The following is a 16,118-nucleotide window of genomic DNA, read 5'->3' on the forward strand; positions in this document are numbered from 1 at the left end:
AGGAAAAAAAGTGAGAGTTTACGATAAGCTATAAGTTGTAAACGTTATCATTATCATTTTATATGTGATACAGGCTGGTTTATTTTTGGATATAAACCATTAATTTTCCAAGGGTTTACAAAAGTTTAGAAGGAAGTTTATAGGAATTAAAAGTAAAGATAAAAAAAACGGTGTTATAATTAAGATAAGAAATTTAAGGTAAGGAAAAAAATGAAAGGGGATTCAATATGATAGCTATTTTTGTTTACAACATTCTATTGATCATTTTATATTCAATCACGATGACTTTTGCTATTTATGCTTATTTAAAAGAAAAAACAACTTATTTCTCTGGATCAGTTTGTATTTGGCATTCTTCATTTTTGATAACACGATTATTTATATGACGGAGTTCCTCAATTCCTTTGCACAAAGTTATGATCAAGCATTTATGAGTGCGCCAGCAGTTAAAACGATTATTTTTATGGGAAACGCCTTTTTTTCCATTTCTATTCTTGCCGAACTACAAAAAGAAAAACTTTCCCCTCTCCATTATGCTTTACTGCTTGCTTTGGCTGCATGGATGATTACCATCCCATTGATGGATAATTCAGCCTTTAAAGTCTGGCTCTATTATCTGGGCAATCAACTCTTCCTGTTTTACCTAGGAATTTATTGTTGGCGAGGAACAAAAAAGGATGTACCTTTGCTGAACAAACACTATTTAAAGCAATTGATGTTCATCAATCTCTTCTTTAGTATTTTGATCATTATTGAAGATAGTTTCGTGATTTTCAATGTCGATCAATATAGCTCCTTAGTAACAAAAATTTATAATCGTAGTGTCTCAGAGGATATTTTTTCGATTGTTATATGTGTTTTATTACTGCACTTCTTTATCAAAAAATATCAACCTCAGAAAGAAAAAACACAAAATCAAGGCACCTCTCTCTTGATTCAAGACTTTTGTCAGGATCACCAGTTTACTCAACGAGAAACGGAAATTTTTATATTGCTACTGTCACATCGAACCAATCAGGAAATTGCTGACCAGCTCTTTCTCTCATTAGGAACGGTTAAAACTCATGTCCACAATATTTTTATTAAACTTGACATTAAAAAGCGCACGCAAATTATCCCCCTTTTTGAGAAGTATAAAGAAGCCATTGAGTCAACCGTTTAAAAAAGTCCTGGAAGTATCCCTTCCAAGTTCTCAGTCTGTAGACGAGTCTGGGACATTAATCAGAAAAAATCTAATGAATGTCCCACTTTTTTATGAGGTTAATCATAAAATAAAAAAATGGAGAATGAGACAAAAGCGGCATCCTCAAAAATTCGCTGAAATTTATAAAAAATTTGAGACACACCAAGTAGATAATAATCAACACCAAAAACAAGTATTTATGTTTCTTGTCAAATTTCGAAAATTCCTTCTTATTCCTTGATGCTGAACACTTTTTTCTCAATCTTTCACCAATCATTCTAGAATTTCTCTTTACCAACATCATTTGACAAAGGGTCTCTTTTTTGTCCAAAATTTTGAACAAAACTAGATAAAAAGACATTCCAAACTCAAATTACAAGTTTGAAATGTCTTTTATCTATAGTCTGATCAGAGAAATATTTCTTTGGCTTCATCACTCATATATTTTATCTTACTCATCTTCATCATCGTCATCACTGAAAATCCGTCCATTCACATAACAAATGTTACTTGTAGCAGATTCGATTAATGAAAGTTCTGTTCCAATTAATTGACTGTTAATGAAGTCAATCACCATTGGCATGTTCATGCCTGCGTATAAGTCAATTACTTGACCCTCGAGAATTATTTTTGAAACTACATTACACGGAGTGCCACCCATTAAATCTGCTAATACTACGAAATCATCTAAATTGGCAATTACTGTTTCAAACTTTTCACGAAAATCTTCCGCTGATTCAGAAGGAAGAAGGCTTACTGTGTGAATACTTTCCTGAGGCCCCATTATCATTTCTGTACTTTTTTTCAATTCTTCACAGAAAAGTCCATGACTAATTAAAACTAATTGTTTTCCCATTGAACCACTCCTCATCACTAATTGGAATCAGCCTGACTTATTTTGAAATCACGCCTAAAGCTGATAATGCTACACAAACCACTAATACTATGAAAATTGCCTTAGTAGAAGTCATATTCTTTTTGCCAAGCATCCAATAAATTGCTGCAACGATACCGGCTGGTAATAATCGTGGTAAAATCATATCCAGGTTGTTTTGCATGTTTAACGTCACATCACCAATACTTGGTGCCCAAGACAATTTTACATTAATCATGGTAGCGACCAACGCTCCAACCATGAAGACCCCTAACAAAGTTGCAGCATCTGTCAAGGCAGTTAAGCGATGTTGCATCGTGGTAACTAAAGAGATTCCTTCACGATAAGCAAATTCTAATTGTTTCCAACGGAAAATCATAACAGCGATTTGTGCGATAATCCAAATAAAAATTCCAGTTGGGTTGCCATTAATTGCCATATTGGCTGCTAAGGCTCCAAAAATTGTTGGAATTAACGCTGCGAAAATCGAATCCCCAATTGCTGCAAAAGGCCCCATCAACCCAGCTTTTAAACCTGAGACAGTGTCTTTACCATCAATACCTTCCTTTTCCTCAATAGCCAAGTCAATCCCGGTAACGATAGTATTGAAGAAGTTTGATGTATTAAAGAATTGTGTATGAGTTTTCATCATTTCTTTTAATTCAGGAGAATTATCACCATAAAGCTTGCGTAATTGCGGCAGAATTGTATAAAGATAGCCTGATCCTTGCATCCGTTCATAGTTCCAGCCTAATTGGAAAGTAAACAAGCTTCTGCGATTGATCTGCTTAAAGTCTTCCTTCGTTAACTTATAATTAGATTTCGTCATCTTCAATCTCTCCTTCATCTGAATCATTCGATGTAACATCTTTAGGGGCTGGCGAATGTGGTATCAGCTGTCCATTTTTGTAACTGATGGCTGCTAAAGAAAATCCAACTAGGGCAATTGCTAACATTGGAAGTGAATTAAATATTCCTTCGAAATTCTTCACAACTCCTGCAACACCCGTTCCTAAAACCTGCATGTTAGTAAAGACGGTTCCTAGTAATGCCGTTAATGTAAATCCTAAAATTAGGTAAGGGAAATGCTTTTTAACTGGCAAGTAACGTAGTAGAATAGCAAAACCGACAGCTGGTAAAACTGCTCCAGCTACTGATAATCCATCGCCTAACCACTTCAAATCACCATTTAGCACGGCTACCACTTGTTCTACTAGTCCTCCTCCAAATGCTAATGCTAGAAAAACGGGAATCATACGAGAAAGTGACCAAGAGAGGGCTCCCATTAAGAAATTACGTTCGATCCCTTTATAGTTCATATCTTCAACTAATTTATCAATGCGATGCGCAAAATACGTATTCGCAAAACGGGCTAATATATCTAATTGAATCATCAAGCTAGCTACTGGTACCGCAATTACGGCAATTGCTTGCTCTGGGTTCATTCCTAGCGCTACTGAGAAAGCTGTCGCTAAAATCGTTCCAGAGTTGGCATCAATTTTTGATGCCCCCCCAAAGGTACCAACACCAAGTACAGTCAATTGCATACTACCACCAATAATAAGTCCTGCTTTTAGATCTCCCATCACTAGACCAGCAAATAATCCGGCAAAAACGGGTGCACTCAACGATGAATAAATTTGTAACTCATCTAAAATTTGATACCCTGCGTATAATGTTAATAATAAGATCTGCCACCATAAGATATCCATTTATTTATCCTCCTATTTCGCTAATAAAGCCATAAAATTTTCTGCTTTATCACTTGGAACCATCTGCGCTACTAAGCGAACACCTTTAGCCTGTAATTTGTTAAATACTTCTACATCTTGATCAACCACATTGATTGATTTAGTAATGGACCGTGTTTCATTTGTCTGTGACATATTCCCAACATTAATTTCTTCAATTGGGACTCCTAATTCTACCAACTTCAATAAACGATCCGGCTCCCGAGCAATAATCAATAATCGTTGAGAATCATATTTTCCTGCTAAAATATTATTAGCAGCTTTTTCAATCGGCAATACACTTAATTTAACTCCTGGTGGAGTTGCCAGCTTTAATCCACTTTTTTCAATATCATTTTTTGCAACTTCATCATCTACAACCATAATCCGTGTGATGTTCAACTTGGTTGTCCATAAGTTGGCTACTTGTCCATGAATTAAACGTCCATCAATTCTTACTCCGATAATACTCATTGTTTATCCTTCTTTCATTTCTTTATATAGTGGTGCTTTTACTAATTGGATCTCTGGTTGGAAAGTTCCTTCTGTTTCAAAAATCACTATTTCATTGTTTCCTTTTTTAAATAAGCTTTTCGGAATATATAGCGAAAGTGTTGGCCCAACTTCCCAAAAACGTCCAATATTGGTCTGATTAACAAATACGACACCTTTCCCAAATTTTGATAGATCAATGAAGCTATCCTCCACTTCATCAAGTGTTACTTCATAGCGATAAAAACTTGGCTGGTTAGGATGCCATTCCTTTGAAAAATCAACTTTCTCACATGACTCTAGTGGTAAACAATACTGATTCCAATCAGTGATAAAATGTAGATCAGCCATGACCCCTGTACGAATTCCCTTTTTTTGTGTATCGGCTAATAATTTATGACCATAATTAACACGCCCCATATTTTCAATTAGAATATCTAATTGATTGTCTTCCTGAGGCATTGGAACAATGATATCTTCACCAATTTCTGTCTGATATTGTGTAGCTTGCAGTTTTTGATTTAAAAATAGTTGGCTACGGTCTCTTCCATCGATTACTCTCAGTCTTTCATGTTCTGCATCTTTTTTTATTGAGGTGCGATACAGAATATAACCTGTATTTTGTCCTAACATTTCCATCGTTTCTGGATATTTCATTTTTACTGATTGACTAATTGTATCTAATGTTGAAAATAAACTGACTTTATCAATTAATGGAATATCTTTCATTTCCATTGTGTCTTTTGTCAAAGGTTCCATTTGTTGGATATCAGGGAACGTTTCATGAATCATTGTCTGGATTGCATAATATTTTTCGGTTGGATTTCCTTGCTCGTCTAAGGGTGCTCCGTAATCATAAGAAGTAATCTGTGGCAAATCAATCACTCCTCTAGCTGAGCAACCATTCATAAATCCAAAATTTGTTCCTCCATGGAACATATACAGGTTAATACTTCCTCTCAGCACGACCTCTTTGATTGCCTCAGCTAATTCTTTTGCATCACGTTGTACAATCGGTTCCTTCCAACGATTAAACCAACCATCCCAAAATTCCATACACATTAAAGGCCATTTTTTCCCATGCTCATTGAAGAAAGCTTCCATTGAAGAAAAATTTTCTTCAGCCTTTGAACCAAAATTTCCAGTAACTAAAATATCTTCATCAATCATGCTGCCTGCTCTGAGTGTCGCACGCCATGGTCCATCCGAAGTGAAAAATGGCACTGTTATTCCTCTGTCCAACATTAAATCACGTATCGAACGTAAATAGTCTTTTTCTTCTCCATAAGAACCGTATTCATTCTCAATTTGAATCATTAAAATATTTCCACCATTTGTCAGCTGATGCGGCACGATTTTTTTTATTAAAACATCATAATAATCTGCCACATGGTTCAAATAAACGGTTTCATTTGTTCGGATCCGAGTTCCCTCATTAAGTAACCAAGCAGGAAAACCACCAAACTCCCATTCTGCACAAATATATGGAGATGGTCTAACAATCGCGTATAGTCCTAATTCCTCAGCAATGGACAAAAAATGTTCTAAGTCCAAAATTCCCTCAAAATGGAAATCTCCTTTTTTAGGTTCATGTAGATTCCATGGTACATAAGTTTCAACTGTATTAAATCCCAATGCTTTCAGATTATATAACGAGTGATACCAATCGGCTGAATCCACTCTAAAATAGTGGATAGCTCCTGAGAGTATCTTAAAGGGCTTACCGTTTAGAAGAAAATCTTCTTTAATCTCAAATGTGTTCAAAAGCTCCCTCCTTCAATAAAATCGTTTTCAATATATTGATATATCAAATAATTTGAAATAGAAAGTCAACCCTATCCAACATAACAGAACGTGTTAAAATCAAATTATACATACAAAACCAAAGACTCTAACGAAAAGTTTAATTCTTTGATGTTGTTTGAAGGGTTAATTTAGACATCCCAAAATGGCAATAAACTTTATACAGAAGCAGAATTAATATAAATTTTTAACGTAAGCTCTATTACAGTCATTCGCTCCCTGAATGAATAAAGGATGGATTCATAATTCGTCATCAAGGTCGTGACTCATTTGTTTCACGTAAAGAAAAACTGGTCTAGTTTTCTGACATTGAATTATTCACTATCAGTAATGATCAAGTCCAAGTTTTATCAATCGCTCGAGGGAATGATCCACACTATTTAAACAAGCTTAAACTGCCAGCCTTAGCATTTTATGATTACATCAGACATTTACGAAAAACTAAAAAACTGCATATATCTATCAGCAAACTTATTTGCCCGAACAATATGTGGATCCTAATTCTCAAGAATTGTGTTATTACAATTCCAGCTGTCAGCGCTTTAAACAAGACTACAATATCCACATGAATGAGGAATATTTTACGGAAACAAATAAAATTATATTTCCAACTCCTTTAAATGTTGCGAAATTATTAAAGATTCTTACCGATGAAACGACCGTTCTGCAAGTCCGAGTGACGAAACGTAGAGGTTCACAACAACTACTGGAGTACGTTGAATCCTACAAAAAATGGAACTTCTACCAAATTGAGTTGGTCTCAAAAAATCATTGATTTTATCTAGATCGATTTTTTCACTCAATCTTTTTTACAGTTATTTTTTCAATATGCGATTGAATATTCACCGGTGAAACATGACCTGTTTGTCCTTCTTGTGCATTAGCCATACCAGTAGCCATACAAAACTTCAAAAGTTCTATTTCATCCATTTCTTGTGATAGGCCGTAGGCAAATCCAGCGACTGTAGCATCTCCTGAACCAACTGGGTTGACTGCTTTTATCGTAGGGAGCGTAACTCGATAAAAACAATCTTTATGTTTTGCGAGAGCTCCAGCTTTTCCTAGAGAAACAATGATCCATTCAATACCTGCGAAGATAGGTTGAATCAATTCTTCCTGGACTTCTTCTAATCGATCAATCGAAAATGAATGTCTCAGTAGTGTCGATAATTCCTCAAGATTTGGTTTGATTAAAAATGGCTTCTGTTTGCCAGCTAAAACCTGATGCAATCTTTCCCCAGAGGTATCGACAAGAACCTTTGCGGACTGCTCTTCTGTCAATTGGACCAACGTTTGGTAAAAATTTGATGGCAATCCTTTTGCAAGACTACCTGAGATTGTGACAATCTTTGCTTTTTTTATTAGCTCCTTGAAGTTTTCTAGGAAATTCTGCTGTTCTTCATAGGAAACTGTTGGTCCCGCTTCCAAAATCTCAGTTTGATTTCCTTCATGCAAAATAGCGATTGAATCCCGGCTTTCTTCTTTGATCTCTGTAAATTTCTGCTTAATACCGGCATGCTTTAATTCATCTGCAATAAACGCCCCATGATACCCACCGAGAACTCCTGTAGCGAGTACATTCCCCTTTAGATCATGGATTACTCGGGTTACATTAAGTCCTTTTCCACCTGCTGTTTTACTAACTTGATCTGTTCGATTGACAGTATCCACATTCAAGGAAGCAAGCGGATAGGAAATATCAATTGACGGGTTCATCGTTACAGTTACTATCACGAGCTCTCCTCCTAGTTCACAGCTACTTCTTTTTCAACTTGGACTTTGTCATACCAAGAACTGGCTGTTTGTGCCAAAACGTTGTTCAAGCTTTCGATATTTTCACGACCTTCACTTTTCAGCCAGGCACGAGCAGATTCCTCACCTGATTTGATAAACGGCTTCACACCATTTTTCCAAGTAGCTCTGCCACAAAGCACACCATTAAAGGTCGAACCTGAATCTTTAGCAAAAAACAATGTTTGTTGGAATAGCTTCGTAGAAACACCGGCACTCAAGAAAATAAAAGGCAAATCTGTCGCTTGACTTTGTTCCAAGAAGTACTTTGCCGCCTCCTCTTTGGTATACGCTACTTCATCTGTACTGAAACCCTCTACAAAATTCATATTGACAGGAACTTCTACCTTTAAAACATCTACTTTGTACTGTGGTTTCGAAAATTCCTTCATCATGCTATTGACTTTATGCGGTTTTACTTTGGCATATTCAAGTGAATGAACATCTGAAATTTGGGTATCATATGATAGCAATTCTAAATAGAATGGCAAATCTTCTTCGGCACACTCGCTACCTAAACGTTCTACGAAGACATGCTTCTGATGATTGATTTCCGGATCTTCATCTACGTCATAATAAAGTAGAAACTTAATCGAATCGGCTCCTTGCTCTTTTAATCGTAAAACTGACCAATCTGCTAATAAATCAGGCAAGCGTCCTGGTGTTGTTACATCATAGCCGGTTTTTTCATAGGCCAACAACAAACCAGCATCTTCATGTCGTGCACTTGCAGCAGGAAGACCATATTCTGGGTCCAATAAAATAGAAGATGCATAAGGGGTTAATTCACTAGAAACTAACTCCTTGAAACGCTCAATCTGTTCATCATTTAATTCTACATTTAAGGCTTTGATCATTTTTTTTAATGCTCCGCGTTGATCAATCGCTAAGGCACTGATAATACCATCTTTTGTCGATAAACGATCCATTGCTGCTTTTTTTCCTCTGGTTAATGTAATCATGGTTCTTCCTCCCAGTTTATTTTTACTTATATTTGTGAATCGTTACACCTTTTACAACTCGGTTAACTGTTCCTGTTGGTGACGGTGTATCTGGTTTATTATTCACTTTAATCGATGATAACAAAGCGACTATTTGGGCAACCATGATATAGCTTAGTGCTAAATAGCCATCTGGCAGTAATTCGGCCTCAGTTGTAAACTCGAATTTATCGCCAGTGAAATTCCGTTGCCCTGGTTGAGTAATGGCGAACACTCCGGAAGCGATTTCATCTCCACGCACTTCTTCTAAGACATCCAAGTCGTAATCACGCGTGTAAGGATTATTATTAACAAAACCGAACATGATTGTTTTTTGATTAATAAACGACTTTGGACCATGGCGAAAGCCCATTGATGAATCAAAGATGGTAGCAATTTTTCCGGCTGTCAATTCCAGAATCTTCAATTGCGCTTCCCTTGTTAATCCAGCTAGACTTCCTGAACCAACATAAACAATGCGTTCAAAATCAAGCTGAACGATTTTTTCAATTTCATTTACTCGGGTAATTACTTCATTTCCTAAATTATTTAAAACCTTCAGGTATTGTTGTTTCTTCACTAATACTGTTTGATCGAATGTCAACAAAGCTCCTAAAGTCATGCAGGAAAAGCTACCAGTCATAGCAAAGCCACTATCATTGGAACGTGCTGGCATCAAGAATAAAAAACTATTGGAATCGGATTGACTAATTTGAGCTAGTTTTCCTTCTACAGCACACGTAATTGATAAATGATAGATCGTATCAACCACCTGATTTGCAATTTCAACTGCTGCCAAGCTTTCAGGACTGTTTCCACTCCTCGCAAATGATACAAGTAAAGTTGGTTCTTCTTTAATTAAATACTCTTCAGGTTCTGCGACAATATCAGTCGTTCCAATACTTTCAAAGCTAAATGCTTGGCGATCACCGTTCTTGCGCAAATAAGGAACTAATGTGTCTCCTACATATTGAGATGTTCCTGCACCAGTGAAGATTACACGTGTTCGCTGACCATTTGCCTTTTCTTTAACTATTGCAAGAAAATTATCTAATTCCTTTTGAACTGTTTGATAGTGATCAAGGGTTTCTTCCCAAAGTTCAGGCTGTTGGCGTATTTCGCGAGTCGTGATCTCAGCACCCAGCTGATCCAGTTTTTCTTTTCCTACTGTAAACATGTTTCGATTCTCCTAACTATTTCGAATATGGCGGATCTGATAATGAAATTGATCCGCACGGGCGACACTTAAAGTAAATTCGATAATTTCATTTTTCATATTATAGGTTTGACGTGCTAAATGAAGGACAGGTGCTCCTTCTGAGATTATCAGCTGTTTCGCATCTTCCTTTGAGGCAACACTTGCATATAGCTCTTCATCTGCCAATCGAACGGTCTGATTAAAATCCTCGGAAAAAAGATCATATAGAGGTTTGCTTCTTAAAAGCTGATCATTTAATGATAAGAAAAATTTGACTGGCAAATAGGTATCTTCGATCATAAGCGGTTCCCGATCAGCTATCCGCAATCGACTTAATTTGAAGACTACTTCTCCTAATGAAAGATTCAATTGTTTTGCAATAAATTTGTCCGCTTCAATTTTTTCAAAAGCTAAGATCCGCGTCTCAGCAGTTCTACCTAAACTTTTCATTTGTTCAGTAAAGCTATAGGTTCCTGCTAAATCTGCTACGTTCTTTTTGATATCGGATACAAATGTTCCTTTTCCATGTCTCCGATAAATATAACCTGTATTTTCCAACTCTTTCAAAGCTAATCGAACCGTTGTCCGACTAACTCCGTATTGAGCAGTTAATTCTCGTTCAGAGGGTAATTTATCATGGGGTATCATGTTACTTTCCATCTGATTTTTAAGTAAATCTACCAACTGATGATACAAAGCTTTGTTTTTAAAAGAATTTCCCATAGGTTTCTCCTTCTTTTAAACTGGTTATAACCACAAACTAATGGTAAGATGGTTTTTTATTTTTGTCAACAAACAATCTGAAAAAAATTCTACAACCGTCTTAAATCGTTGATTTAGCAATAATTATTTTATTGAAATAATAAAACTATCCATTTTTAAGAAATTGTTCCTAGCGAAAATAACAGTCATAAGTGCTGAAATCTGATACCAGTTGAAAAAAATAGGAAATAGAAACCTACTAATCTTAGTATGTTTATTTGCTTAAAAAAGTTTTATCGTGACGAATCATGATTCGCCGTTTGAAATGATAAAAATTTCGTTTAAATACTTTGATAGGCTTGTTTAAACATTCTAGTAATCCGTTTGAGTAATTGTAGCGGAGGGCATTTCGGATCTGTGTCAGAAACTTTCTAAATGTTCGCAAAGTTGTCGTATAGGTTTCGGTTTCTCTGGTTAAATAGCCCCCAAATAGTGAATGATGTCTTTTCTATACCGTTTAAATCATAAAAAAATGTTGGCGAATTTCGCCAATATCAAAAAGTGTAGAATCTAAAAAAGTTTCTGCTTTCGTATAGGTAGTACAACTCTCCATCCAATCTATATATTCTTCCTATCTGTATTTAATCTAGAAAAAAAGAATCAATCCCTTATTCGTTGGGATTGATTCTCTATCCGTCTCTTTTTTAACTTCTGTAGGCAATTTTTGTTTTATACTCTGAATCTTTCAGCTAACCTCACATCAAAGAGCTCCCTTTTTCACTTTTTCTGACTAACTAAATTTGTTACAATTGATTCTCTGTATAATTCATTTCGATAAAACTAGCATTATGGTAGTTGGCATCTAATTTTCTCTGACATAAGTCAAAAAACTGGCGGTTATGGGTGGAAAAGATGATCTGTGTTCCTAGCTTAAATGCAAGGATTCTTAATAGATCAATAAAGGATAATTCATTAAGACTATCTAAGTGTTGGATTGGATCATCCATGAAAATCGTATTCACTTTGTCTGTATTCTCTAGAGCGGTTCCTAGAAAAATACTTAAAGACAATATATTTACTTGGGCAGAACTTAGATATAAAATCGGGGCATCCTCTTCGTCCTCTGTTCGTTTGCACATAATATCCAGTCCTAATTTATCGGGATTTGCTTCATTGATTTTAAAACTAATCTTACGAAAATCAGGGTGAGGTTCGATCATTTGAAAAATCTGATTGACGGTATCTAAGTTAAATGTACTTTTGATTTGCTTTTTGATCTCGGTTAATTTACTGTCTTTTAATTCTTTTAGTTCTTGTACTTTTCTACTTAAGTGGTCATAGATTTTTTTACTTTTGCTTGTTCGCTTCTTTTCTCTTCGATACCTGTTTCAGAGATAAAATCACTGGTAAGCCCAGATAGTTGACCCAACAGTTGATTTTTTTCATTTAATTTGTAAATAGCTGTAGTCAACTTTTGCTTATTTTTTTCCAATTCTTCTGGTGCAATGATTACTTGGTCAAACAGTTGATAAGATATCTTTTCGATATATTTCCTCCGTACAACGAGCTGCCGAATCTGCTCTGCTTGGATTCGTTGTTCTTCTACTAATTCTGTTTTACTTTTCCCATTTACTTGTTCTAGTCGTTGGCTTTTTTCAGCAATAAGCTTGGTTTCTTGTTCATTGATTTTTTCTAACTCGCGTTTACATTGCCTTTTAAAATCAGAGATAGCAGAAATACCAAGCGCTTCATAAAACGCCTGTTCTTGCTGATAATATTGATACTGTTCGTTTCCTTTTAGATCATTTAAGCTTTTTTTCGCTTGTTGATAATGTAATTCGATCGTTTTGAGCGTATGAGTATTCTTGACATTCAGCTGTTCATTTTGATTGATTTTTTCTTTGATATTTTGGTACTCATTCGTTAATTTTACCAATTCCTCCTGTAGTGACTTTACTCTTTTCTGGGTTTCTTCAGCAATTTTTTCACCGTCAATCCCATATTTTTGGCTGTATTCATTTAACTTGTGCCAGTGTTTCTCATTGGTTAAATACGCTTCTTCTTGTTGTTTTAATTTTAAGGTTACTTGTAACAGATCTTGGTCAAGTTGGTTGATTTCAGTTTCCTTAATCGTTATTTGTATCTGAATCTGTTGTTTTACTCCAGAAACTACATCAGTTAACCGCCTAGTTGATTCATCGATCATTCCTTCTAAGTGGCTGATTTCCTTCGTCAGTTGCTCAATCGGTAAAAGATCTGTCGTACTAGCTTCAATTTTTTGGATGATATGTTGAAATTCTTGATGATCATGGAGACATAATGGACAGACAGACGAAGACGTATCCGTTACGATAGAATAACCTAATTTTTTCAACTGTTCTAACTGACTGCCCAGATCTTCTAAAGAGGAACGTTCCTTCTTCTTTTGTGTTAAATCAACTTCCAATTTTTTTCTTTCTTGCCAAATGTCATCAAGTTGGCTTATCTGTTCCAACAAAAATGAATAATCAGGATCTTTTGAATAGTCTTTTTGGCTTAACTGATGATCGTCTAAGTTTAGTAATGAAAACAATTTTGTCAACGTTAGCTTTATCTTACCTAACTTGGCTTCCAACCCTACTTTTTTCTTTTTCTGTTGTTTGATCTCATGATCAAGTAATTGTCTTTTCGCTTTAACATCGGAATAACTGTTTAATTCTTTGATTTCTGTTAATTGATTCGTCCGCAACGCTCGTTTATTTTGACACTCACTTAATGTTACTTCTTGCTCTTGATGCTCCTTTTGTAAAGTAATCAATGCTTGTTCACATTTTTTTCGTTGATTGATCCATTCATTGATTTCTCTATTACTGTTTTGTTCAGCTATTTCTTGTGCCTGAAAATCTGCTTCATGATTGATAAGAAAGTTACAACGCTTGAGATGGTTGCTCAAGTCTATTTTTTCGTCAAACAGTGCTTTCTTTTTTTCTTCGATTGTCTCAATTTCTGTCAAATGGGCTAACTTTTCGTTGACATCAGCAACCTGCTTTTCAGACCATTCGATCTGCTGCGGTATTTGTCGATACTCTTGGATCATTGTGATTAAATTTTCTAGCTGTTGTCGCTCCTCTTCAAACTGGTTCAATTTTATTTGATTATTGCTTTTTAATTTGTTCGATTCGATATACAATTCTTGTAAACCTAATTGATTCTTTAACAATGGATCTTTTTTACTATTCTTTCCGTTTAACTTGGCATAATTTTCTTTCAGCTGGTTGATTGTTTGCCATATTTTTGCATTACTTTCGAGTTTTTCAATCTCTTTTGTTAGCTGATTCATTTTAGTTTCTTGTTGTCCTAATACTTTATTCATTTCATTGACGAATAAGACTAGATTTTTATAATCCTCAGATACATTTTCTTTGTCCCAAAAATTACTTAAAGCATCATATCTTCCTTCGGCACTCTGTGATCGCAAAAAAGCATCGATTTGATTGTGTGTCAATAAATTTTTTTGTCGTAAAATCTTTAATTCTTTCGCTGTTAAATCAACCGTTTTTTTGGTCTCATTCCCTTCAACGTAATCCGTTGTTTGCTTTCCATTTAACTTTTTCGTTGTTAATGCATAAAAACTGCCATCATCAAATGCTAGTTCCACACTGCCCACTTCGGCTGAGGAATATTTGTTCTTTAAAATATACTTTCGCTCTTGGGAGGCGATATCACGGACATTTTTATTTTCATTCAGTCGACTGATTTCGCCAGTCAAGCTCCATTCGATGGCATCAAAAAAAGAGGTTTTTCCGGTTCCATTTGGCGCATACAAAACAATCAAATTTGATATTTCATTAAAAACAGGATTCACACAATCAAAATATTTTTGCCTTTCAAATGCTCGAAACGAATCAATTTTTATCCCTTTCAATTTAAGACTCATCGGTTCCTTCCTTTACGTTAAGATTTGACAGCTCATGTTTTATATACTCTTGTATTCGTGCTTTTTTCTCTTTTTTAGCCATCGTTTTTAATTCTGCTAACAAATGGATGATTTTCTCATCATTTTTCCGCTCATCCTTAGCCAGTTTCTTTAATGGTTTTGTCTGTTCCAGATTCAATAATAATCTTTCTTGAATTTTATTTTTTTGTGCTTCTTTTTGTGCTTCTTTTTGTGCTTCTTTTTGCGCATCATTAGTAGCAAATTCTCGAAAATTATCCACGATCCCCTTTCTGGTTGCATACTTGTCTTGTTCTATACTGGCTTTGATTGGCTTCGCTACTTTGGCTTTGACAAAAAGAAAAAATAAATATTCCATCGTTCAATCTTCCTTTTTAATTGACTTTGAAAACTGTAGGCAATCTGATCGTTGATTTCTTCATAGTTGGCTAATAACTCATCTTGATTATCAAATACATAACAAAAAAATGGAGTCGATACTTTTTGTTTGCTTGTTGGTACGTGTAACAGGTCAATCCCGTCGTTTTTTCTATTATTTCATACGTAGTGATTTCTTTTAATATCTCTACCATTGTTATCTACCTCCATTAGTTTGCAATTTCTTCAAACAAACGAGTTAACTCCTCTGGAAACCTCTGAGAAAACTCAACGGCTGTTAACCCTTTTGTGTCGTGTAAAATCTGATCAATTTCATTTTCGATATAATCGACATGAACAATAGGAAATAATTTTTTTTCATTGGGATTATCAATCGTTAACCGATCAGAAACTGCTGGATGATCGATGTTCACGACGATTCCCTCAATTTGTTCTCGCTTGGCAATACTCCCACCCCGAAATTTTCTCCTTTGATTAGTTACAAACAAAACATCTTGTTTATCGAGCTTGTCATAAAGTGTACTTCTAAATAAACTCCCAATGAAACGGTCAAGTGTTAGATGATTTGTAAATAATACATGGATACCAGCTCTTTCCTTTTCCTGAGTGAGTAATTTGAAACAATCATCGATCTCAAAAGCAATATTTGTTTGTAATAACTTGTAAAGCAAGATCTCCAGCCAAGCGATCCACAAGAATTTATTGGTATAATCCTCATTTTTCTGAGAAGGAAGAAACAGGTAATCACTTAACCGATTATGGATCAATTTAGGCGTTATGTCGGAAAAACATTCACGATAACATTTTTCAATCAGAAAAATCAGCTTATTTTCTTGTCCACCTACTTCTCGTAATTCATTTATGATAGATGCCAAATATTCACTAAAATCATTCAAGCAATGAGGTAACAGCATGATGTCAAACTCTTCTAAAAAGAAAGCGGCAATATGTGCGATATGAATCCCTTCAACAATCCCTTGTCGCCCTTCTGACTGAAGCTTCGTAATAATCCCGATCAAAGAACACTTCTCTTCATCTTTACTTTCAACATAC

16 protein-coding genes and 1 pseudogene are annotated in these 16,118 nt (G+C 35.3%); 1 reads left to right on the forward strand and 16 read right to left on the reverse strand.

The features are described 5' to 3' along the window. Positions 1 to 346: 346 nt before the first annotated feature. Positions 347 to 1,162: a response regulator transcription factor gene (locus tag EHR_RS01540; RefSeq protein WP_042969813.1), complete on the forward strand. Its 816-nt coding sequence runs from the start codon at positions 347 to 349 to the stop codon at positions 1,160 to 1,162. A gap of 472 nt (positions 1,163 to 1,634) precedes the next feature. On the opposite strand, the gene EHR_RS01550 is transcribed toward EHR_RS01540, so the two are convergent. From EHR_RS01550 to EHR_RS01610, 16 genes and pseudogenes are all read right to left on the reverse strand, one after another. Further along, positions 1,635 to 2,039 (reverse strand): PTS sugar transporter subunit IIA, encoded by a 405-nt coding sequence (locus tag EHR_RS01550; RefSeq protein ID WP_010719955.1) that lies wholly within the window; start codon positions 2,037 to 2,039, stop codon positions 1,635 to 1,637. A gap of 37 nt (positions 2,040 to 2,076) precedes the next feature. After that, a complete protein-coding gene (locus EHR_RS01555; RefSeq protein ID WP_010719956.1) occupies positions 2,077 to 2,886 on the reverse strand; it encodes a PTS system mannose/fructose/sorbose family transporter subunit IID in 810 nt (269 codons plus the stop codon). Further along, on the reverse strand, positions 2,873 to 3,769 hold the full coding sequence (locus EHR_RS01560) for a PTS mannose/fructose/sorbose/N-acetylgalactosamine transporter subunit IIC (RefSeq protein WP_010719957.1): 897 nt from the start codon (positions 3,767 to 3,769) through the stop codon (positions 2,873 to 2,875). Before EHR_RS01560 ends, EHR_RS01555 begins: the two co-directional genes overlap by 14 nt. Before the next feature lie 12 nt (positions 3,770 to 3,781). Continuing rightward, entirely contained in the window at positions 3,782 to 4,261 is a 480-nt protein-coding gene (locus EHR_RS01565) for a PTS sugar transporter subunit IIB (protein ID WP_010719958.1), read from the reverse strand. A gap of 3 nt (positions 4,262 to 4,264) precedes the next feature. Then, positions 4,265 to 6,043: a glycoside hydrolase family 35 protein gene (locus tag EHR_RS01570; protein WP_010738366.1), complete on the reverse strand. Its 1,779-nt coding sequence runs from the start codon at positions 6,041 to 6,043 to the stop codon at positions 4,265 to 4,267. A gap of 834 nt (positions 6,044 to 6,877) precedes the next feature. After that, on the reverse strand, positions 6,878 to 7,816 hold the full coding sequence (locus EHR_RS01575) for a hexose kinase (RefSeq protein WP_010738367.1): 939 nt from the start codon (positions 7,814 to 7,816) through the stop codon (positions 6,878 to 6,880). Between the two features lie 11 nt (positions 7,817 to 7,827). Further along, the gene (gene lacD / locus EHR_RS01580) at positions 7,828 to 8,835 is read right to left on the reverse strand and encodes a tagatose-bisphosphate aldolase (RefSeq protein ID WP_010738368.1); all 1,008 of its coding nucleotides are present in this window, start codon (positions 8,833 to 8,835) and stop codon (positions 7,828 to 7,830) included. A gap of 22 nt (positions 8,836 to 8,857) precedes the next feature. After that, positions 8,858 to 10,030: an AgaS family sugar isomerase gene (locus EHR_RS01585; RefSeq protein ID WP_010738369.1), complete on the reverse strand. Its 1,173-nt coding sequence runs from the start codon at positions 10,028 to 10,030 to the stop codon at positions 8,858 to 8,860. A gap of 12 nt (positions 10,031 to 10,042) precedes the next feature. Next, complete coding sequence (locus EHR_RS01590; protein ID WP_010719963.1) at positions 10,043 to 10,774, reverse strand: GntR family transcriptional regulator; 732 nt, start codon at positions 10,772 to 10,774, stop codon at positions 10,043 to 10,045. Positions 10,775 to 11,027: 253 nt separating this feature from the next. Further along, positions 11,028 to 11,216, reverse strand: a pseudogene (locus EHR_RS13655) (transposase); the annotation flags it as partial. 340 nt (positions 11,217 to 11,556) lie between these two features. Then, entirely contained in the window at positions 11,557 to 12,096 is a 540-nt protein-coding gene (locus EHR_RS01595; protein ID WP_135981474.1) for a P-loop NTPase family protein, read from the reverse strand. Beyond that, a complete protein-coding gene (locus EHR_RS01600) occupies positions 12,081 to 14,669 on the reverse strand; it encodes an AAA family ATPase (RefSeq protein WP_042969817.1) in 2,589 nt (862 codons plus the stop codon). The genes EHR_RS01595 and EHR_RS01600 overlap by 16 nt, the downstream gene beginning before the upstream one ends. Continuing rightward, a complete protein-coding gene (locus tag EHR_RS01605; RefSeq protein WP_014834250.1) occupies positions 14,659 to 15,045 on the reverse strand; it encodes a hypothetical protein in 387 nt (128 codons plus the stop codon). The genes EHR_RS01600 and EHR_RS01605 overlap by 11 nt, the downstream gene beginning before the upstream one ends. After that, a complete protein-coding gene (locus tag EHR_RS14735) occupies positions 15,006 to 15,101 on the reverse strand; it encodes a hypothetical protein (RefSeq protein WP_420795277.1) in 96 nt (31 codons plus the stop codon). Before EHR_RS14735 ends, EHR_RS01605 begins: the two co-directional genes overlap by 40 nt. Positions 15,102 to 15,115: 14 nt before the next feature. Then, a complete protein-coding gene (locus EHR_RS14180) occupies positions 15,116 to 15,259 on the reverse strand; it encodes a hypothetical protein (RefSeq protein ID WP_014834251.1) in 144 nt (47 codons plus the stop codon). 15 nt (positions 15,260 to 15,274) lie between these two features. Continuing rightward, positions 15,275 to 16,084 carry an ABC-three component system protein gene (locus EHR_RS01610; protein ID WP_220378461.1) on the reverse strand — a complete coding sequence of 270 codons (810 nt, stop codon included), beginning with the start codon at positions 16,082 to 16,084 and terminating at the stop codon, positions 15,275 to 15,277. Positions 16,085 to 16,118 lie beyond the last annotated feature (34 nt).

It is taken from the genome of Enterococcus hirae ATCC 9790 (assembly GCF_000271405.2).
GTDB lineage: Bacteria > Bacillota > Bacilli > Lactobacillales > Enterococcaceae > Enterococcus_B > Enterococcus_B hirae.

What these genes read in the sequence shown, in the direction of transcription:
- EHR_RS01550 (WP_010719955.1), bottom strand. Translation starts at nt 2,039, where the DNA reads ATGGGAAAACAATTAGTTTTAATTAGTCATGGACTTTTCTGTGAAGAA.
- EHR_RS01555 (WP_010719956.1), bottom strand. Translation starts at nt 2,886, where the DNA reads ATGACGAAATCTAATTATAAGTTAACGAAGGAAGACTTTAAGCAGATC.
- EHR_RS01560 (WP_010719957.1), bottom strand. Translation starts at nt 3,769, where the DNA reads ATGGATATCTTATGGTGGCAGATCTTATTATTAACATTATACGCAGGG.
- EHR_RS01565 (WP_010719958.1), bottom strand. Translation starts at nt 4,261, where the DNA reads ATGAGTATTATCGGAGTAAGAATTGATGGACGTTTAATTCATGGACAA.
- lacD (WP_010738368.1), bottom strand. Translation starts at nt 8,835, where the DNA reads ATGATTACATTAACCAGAGGAAAAAAAGCAGCAATGGATCGTTTATCG.
- EHR_RS01585 (WP_010738369.1), bottom strand. Translation starts at nt 10,030, where the DNA reads ATGTTTACAGTAGGAAAAGAAAAACTGGATCAGCTGGGTGCTGAGATC.
- EHR_RS01590 (WP_010719963.1), bottom strand. Translation starts at nt 10,774, where the DNA reads ATGGGAAATTCTTTTAAAAACAAAGCTTTGTATCATCAGTTGGTAGAT.
- EHR_RS01600 (WP_042969817.1), bottom strand. Translation starts at nt 14,669, where the DNA reads ATGAGTCTTAAATTGAAAGGGATAAAAATTGATTCGTTTCGAGCATTT.
- EHR_RS01605 (WP_014834250.1), bottom strand. Translation starts at nt 15,045, where the DNA reads ATGGAATATTTATTTTTTCTTTTTGTCAAAGCCAAAGTAGCGAAGCCA.
- EHR_RS14180 (WP_014834251.1), bottom strand. Translation starts at nt 15,259, where the DNA reads ATGGTAGAGATATTAAAAGAAATCACTACGTATGAAATAATAGAAAAA.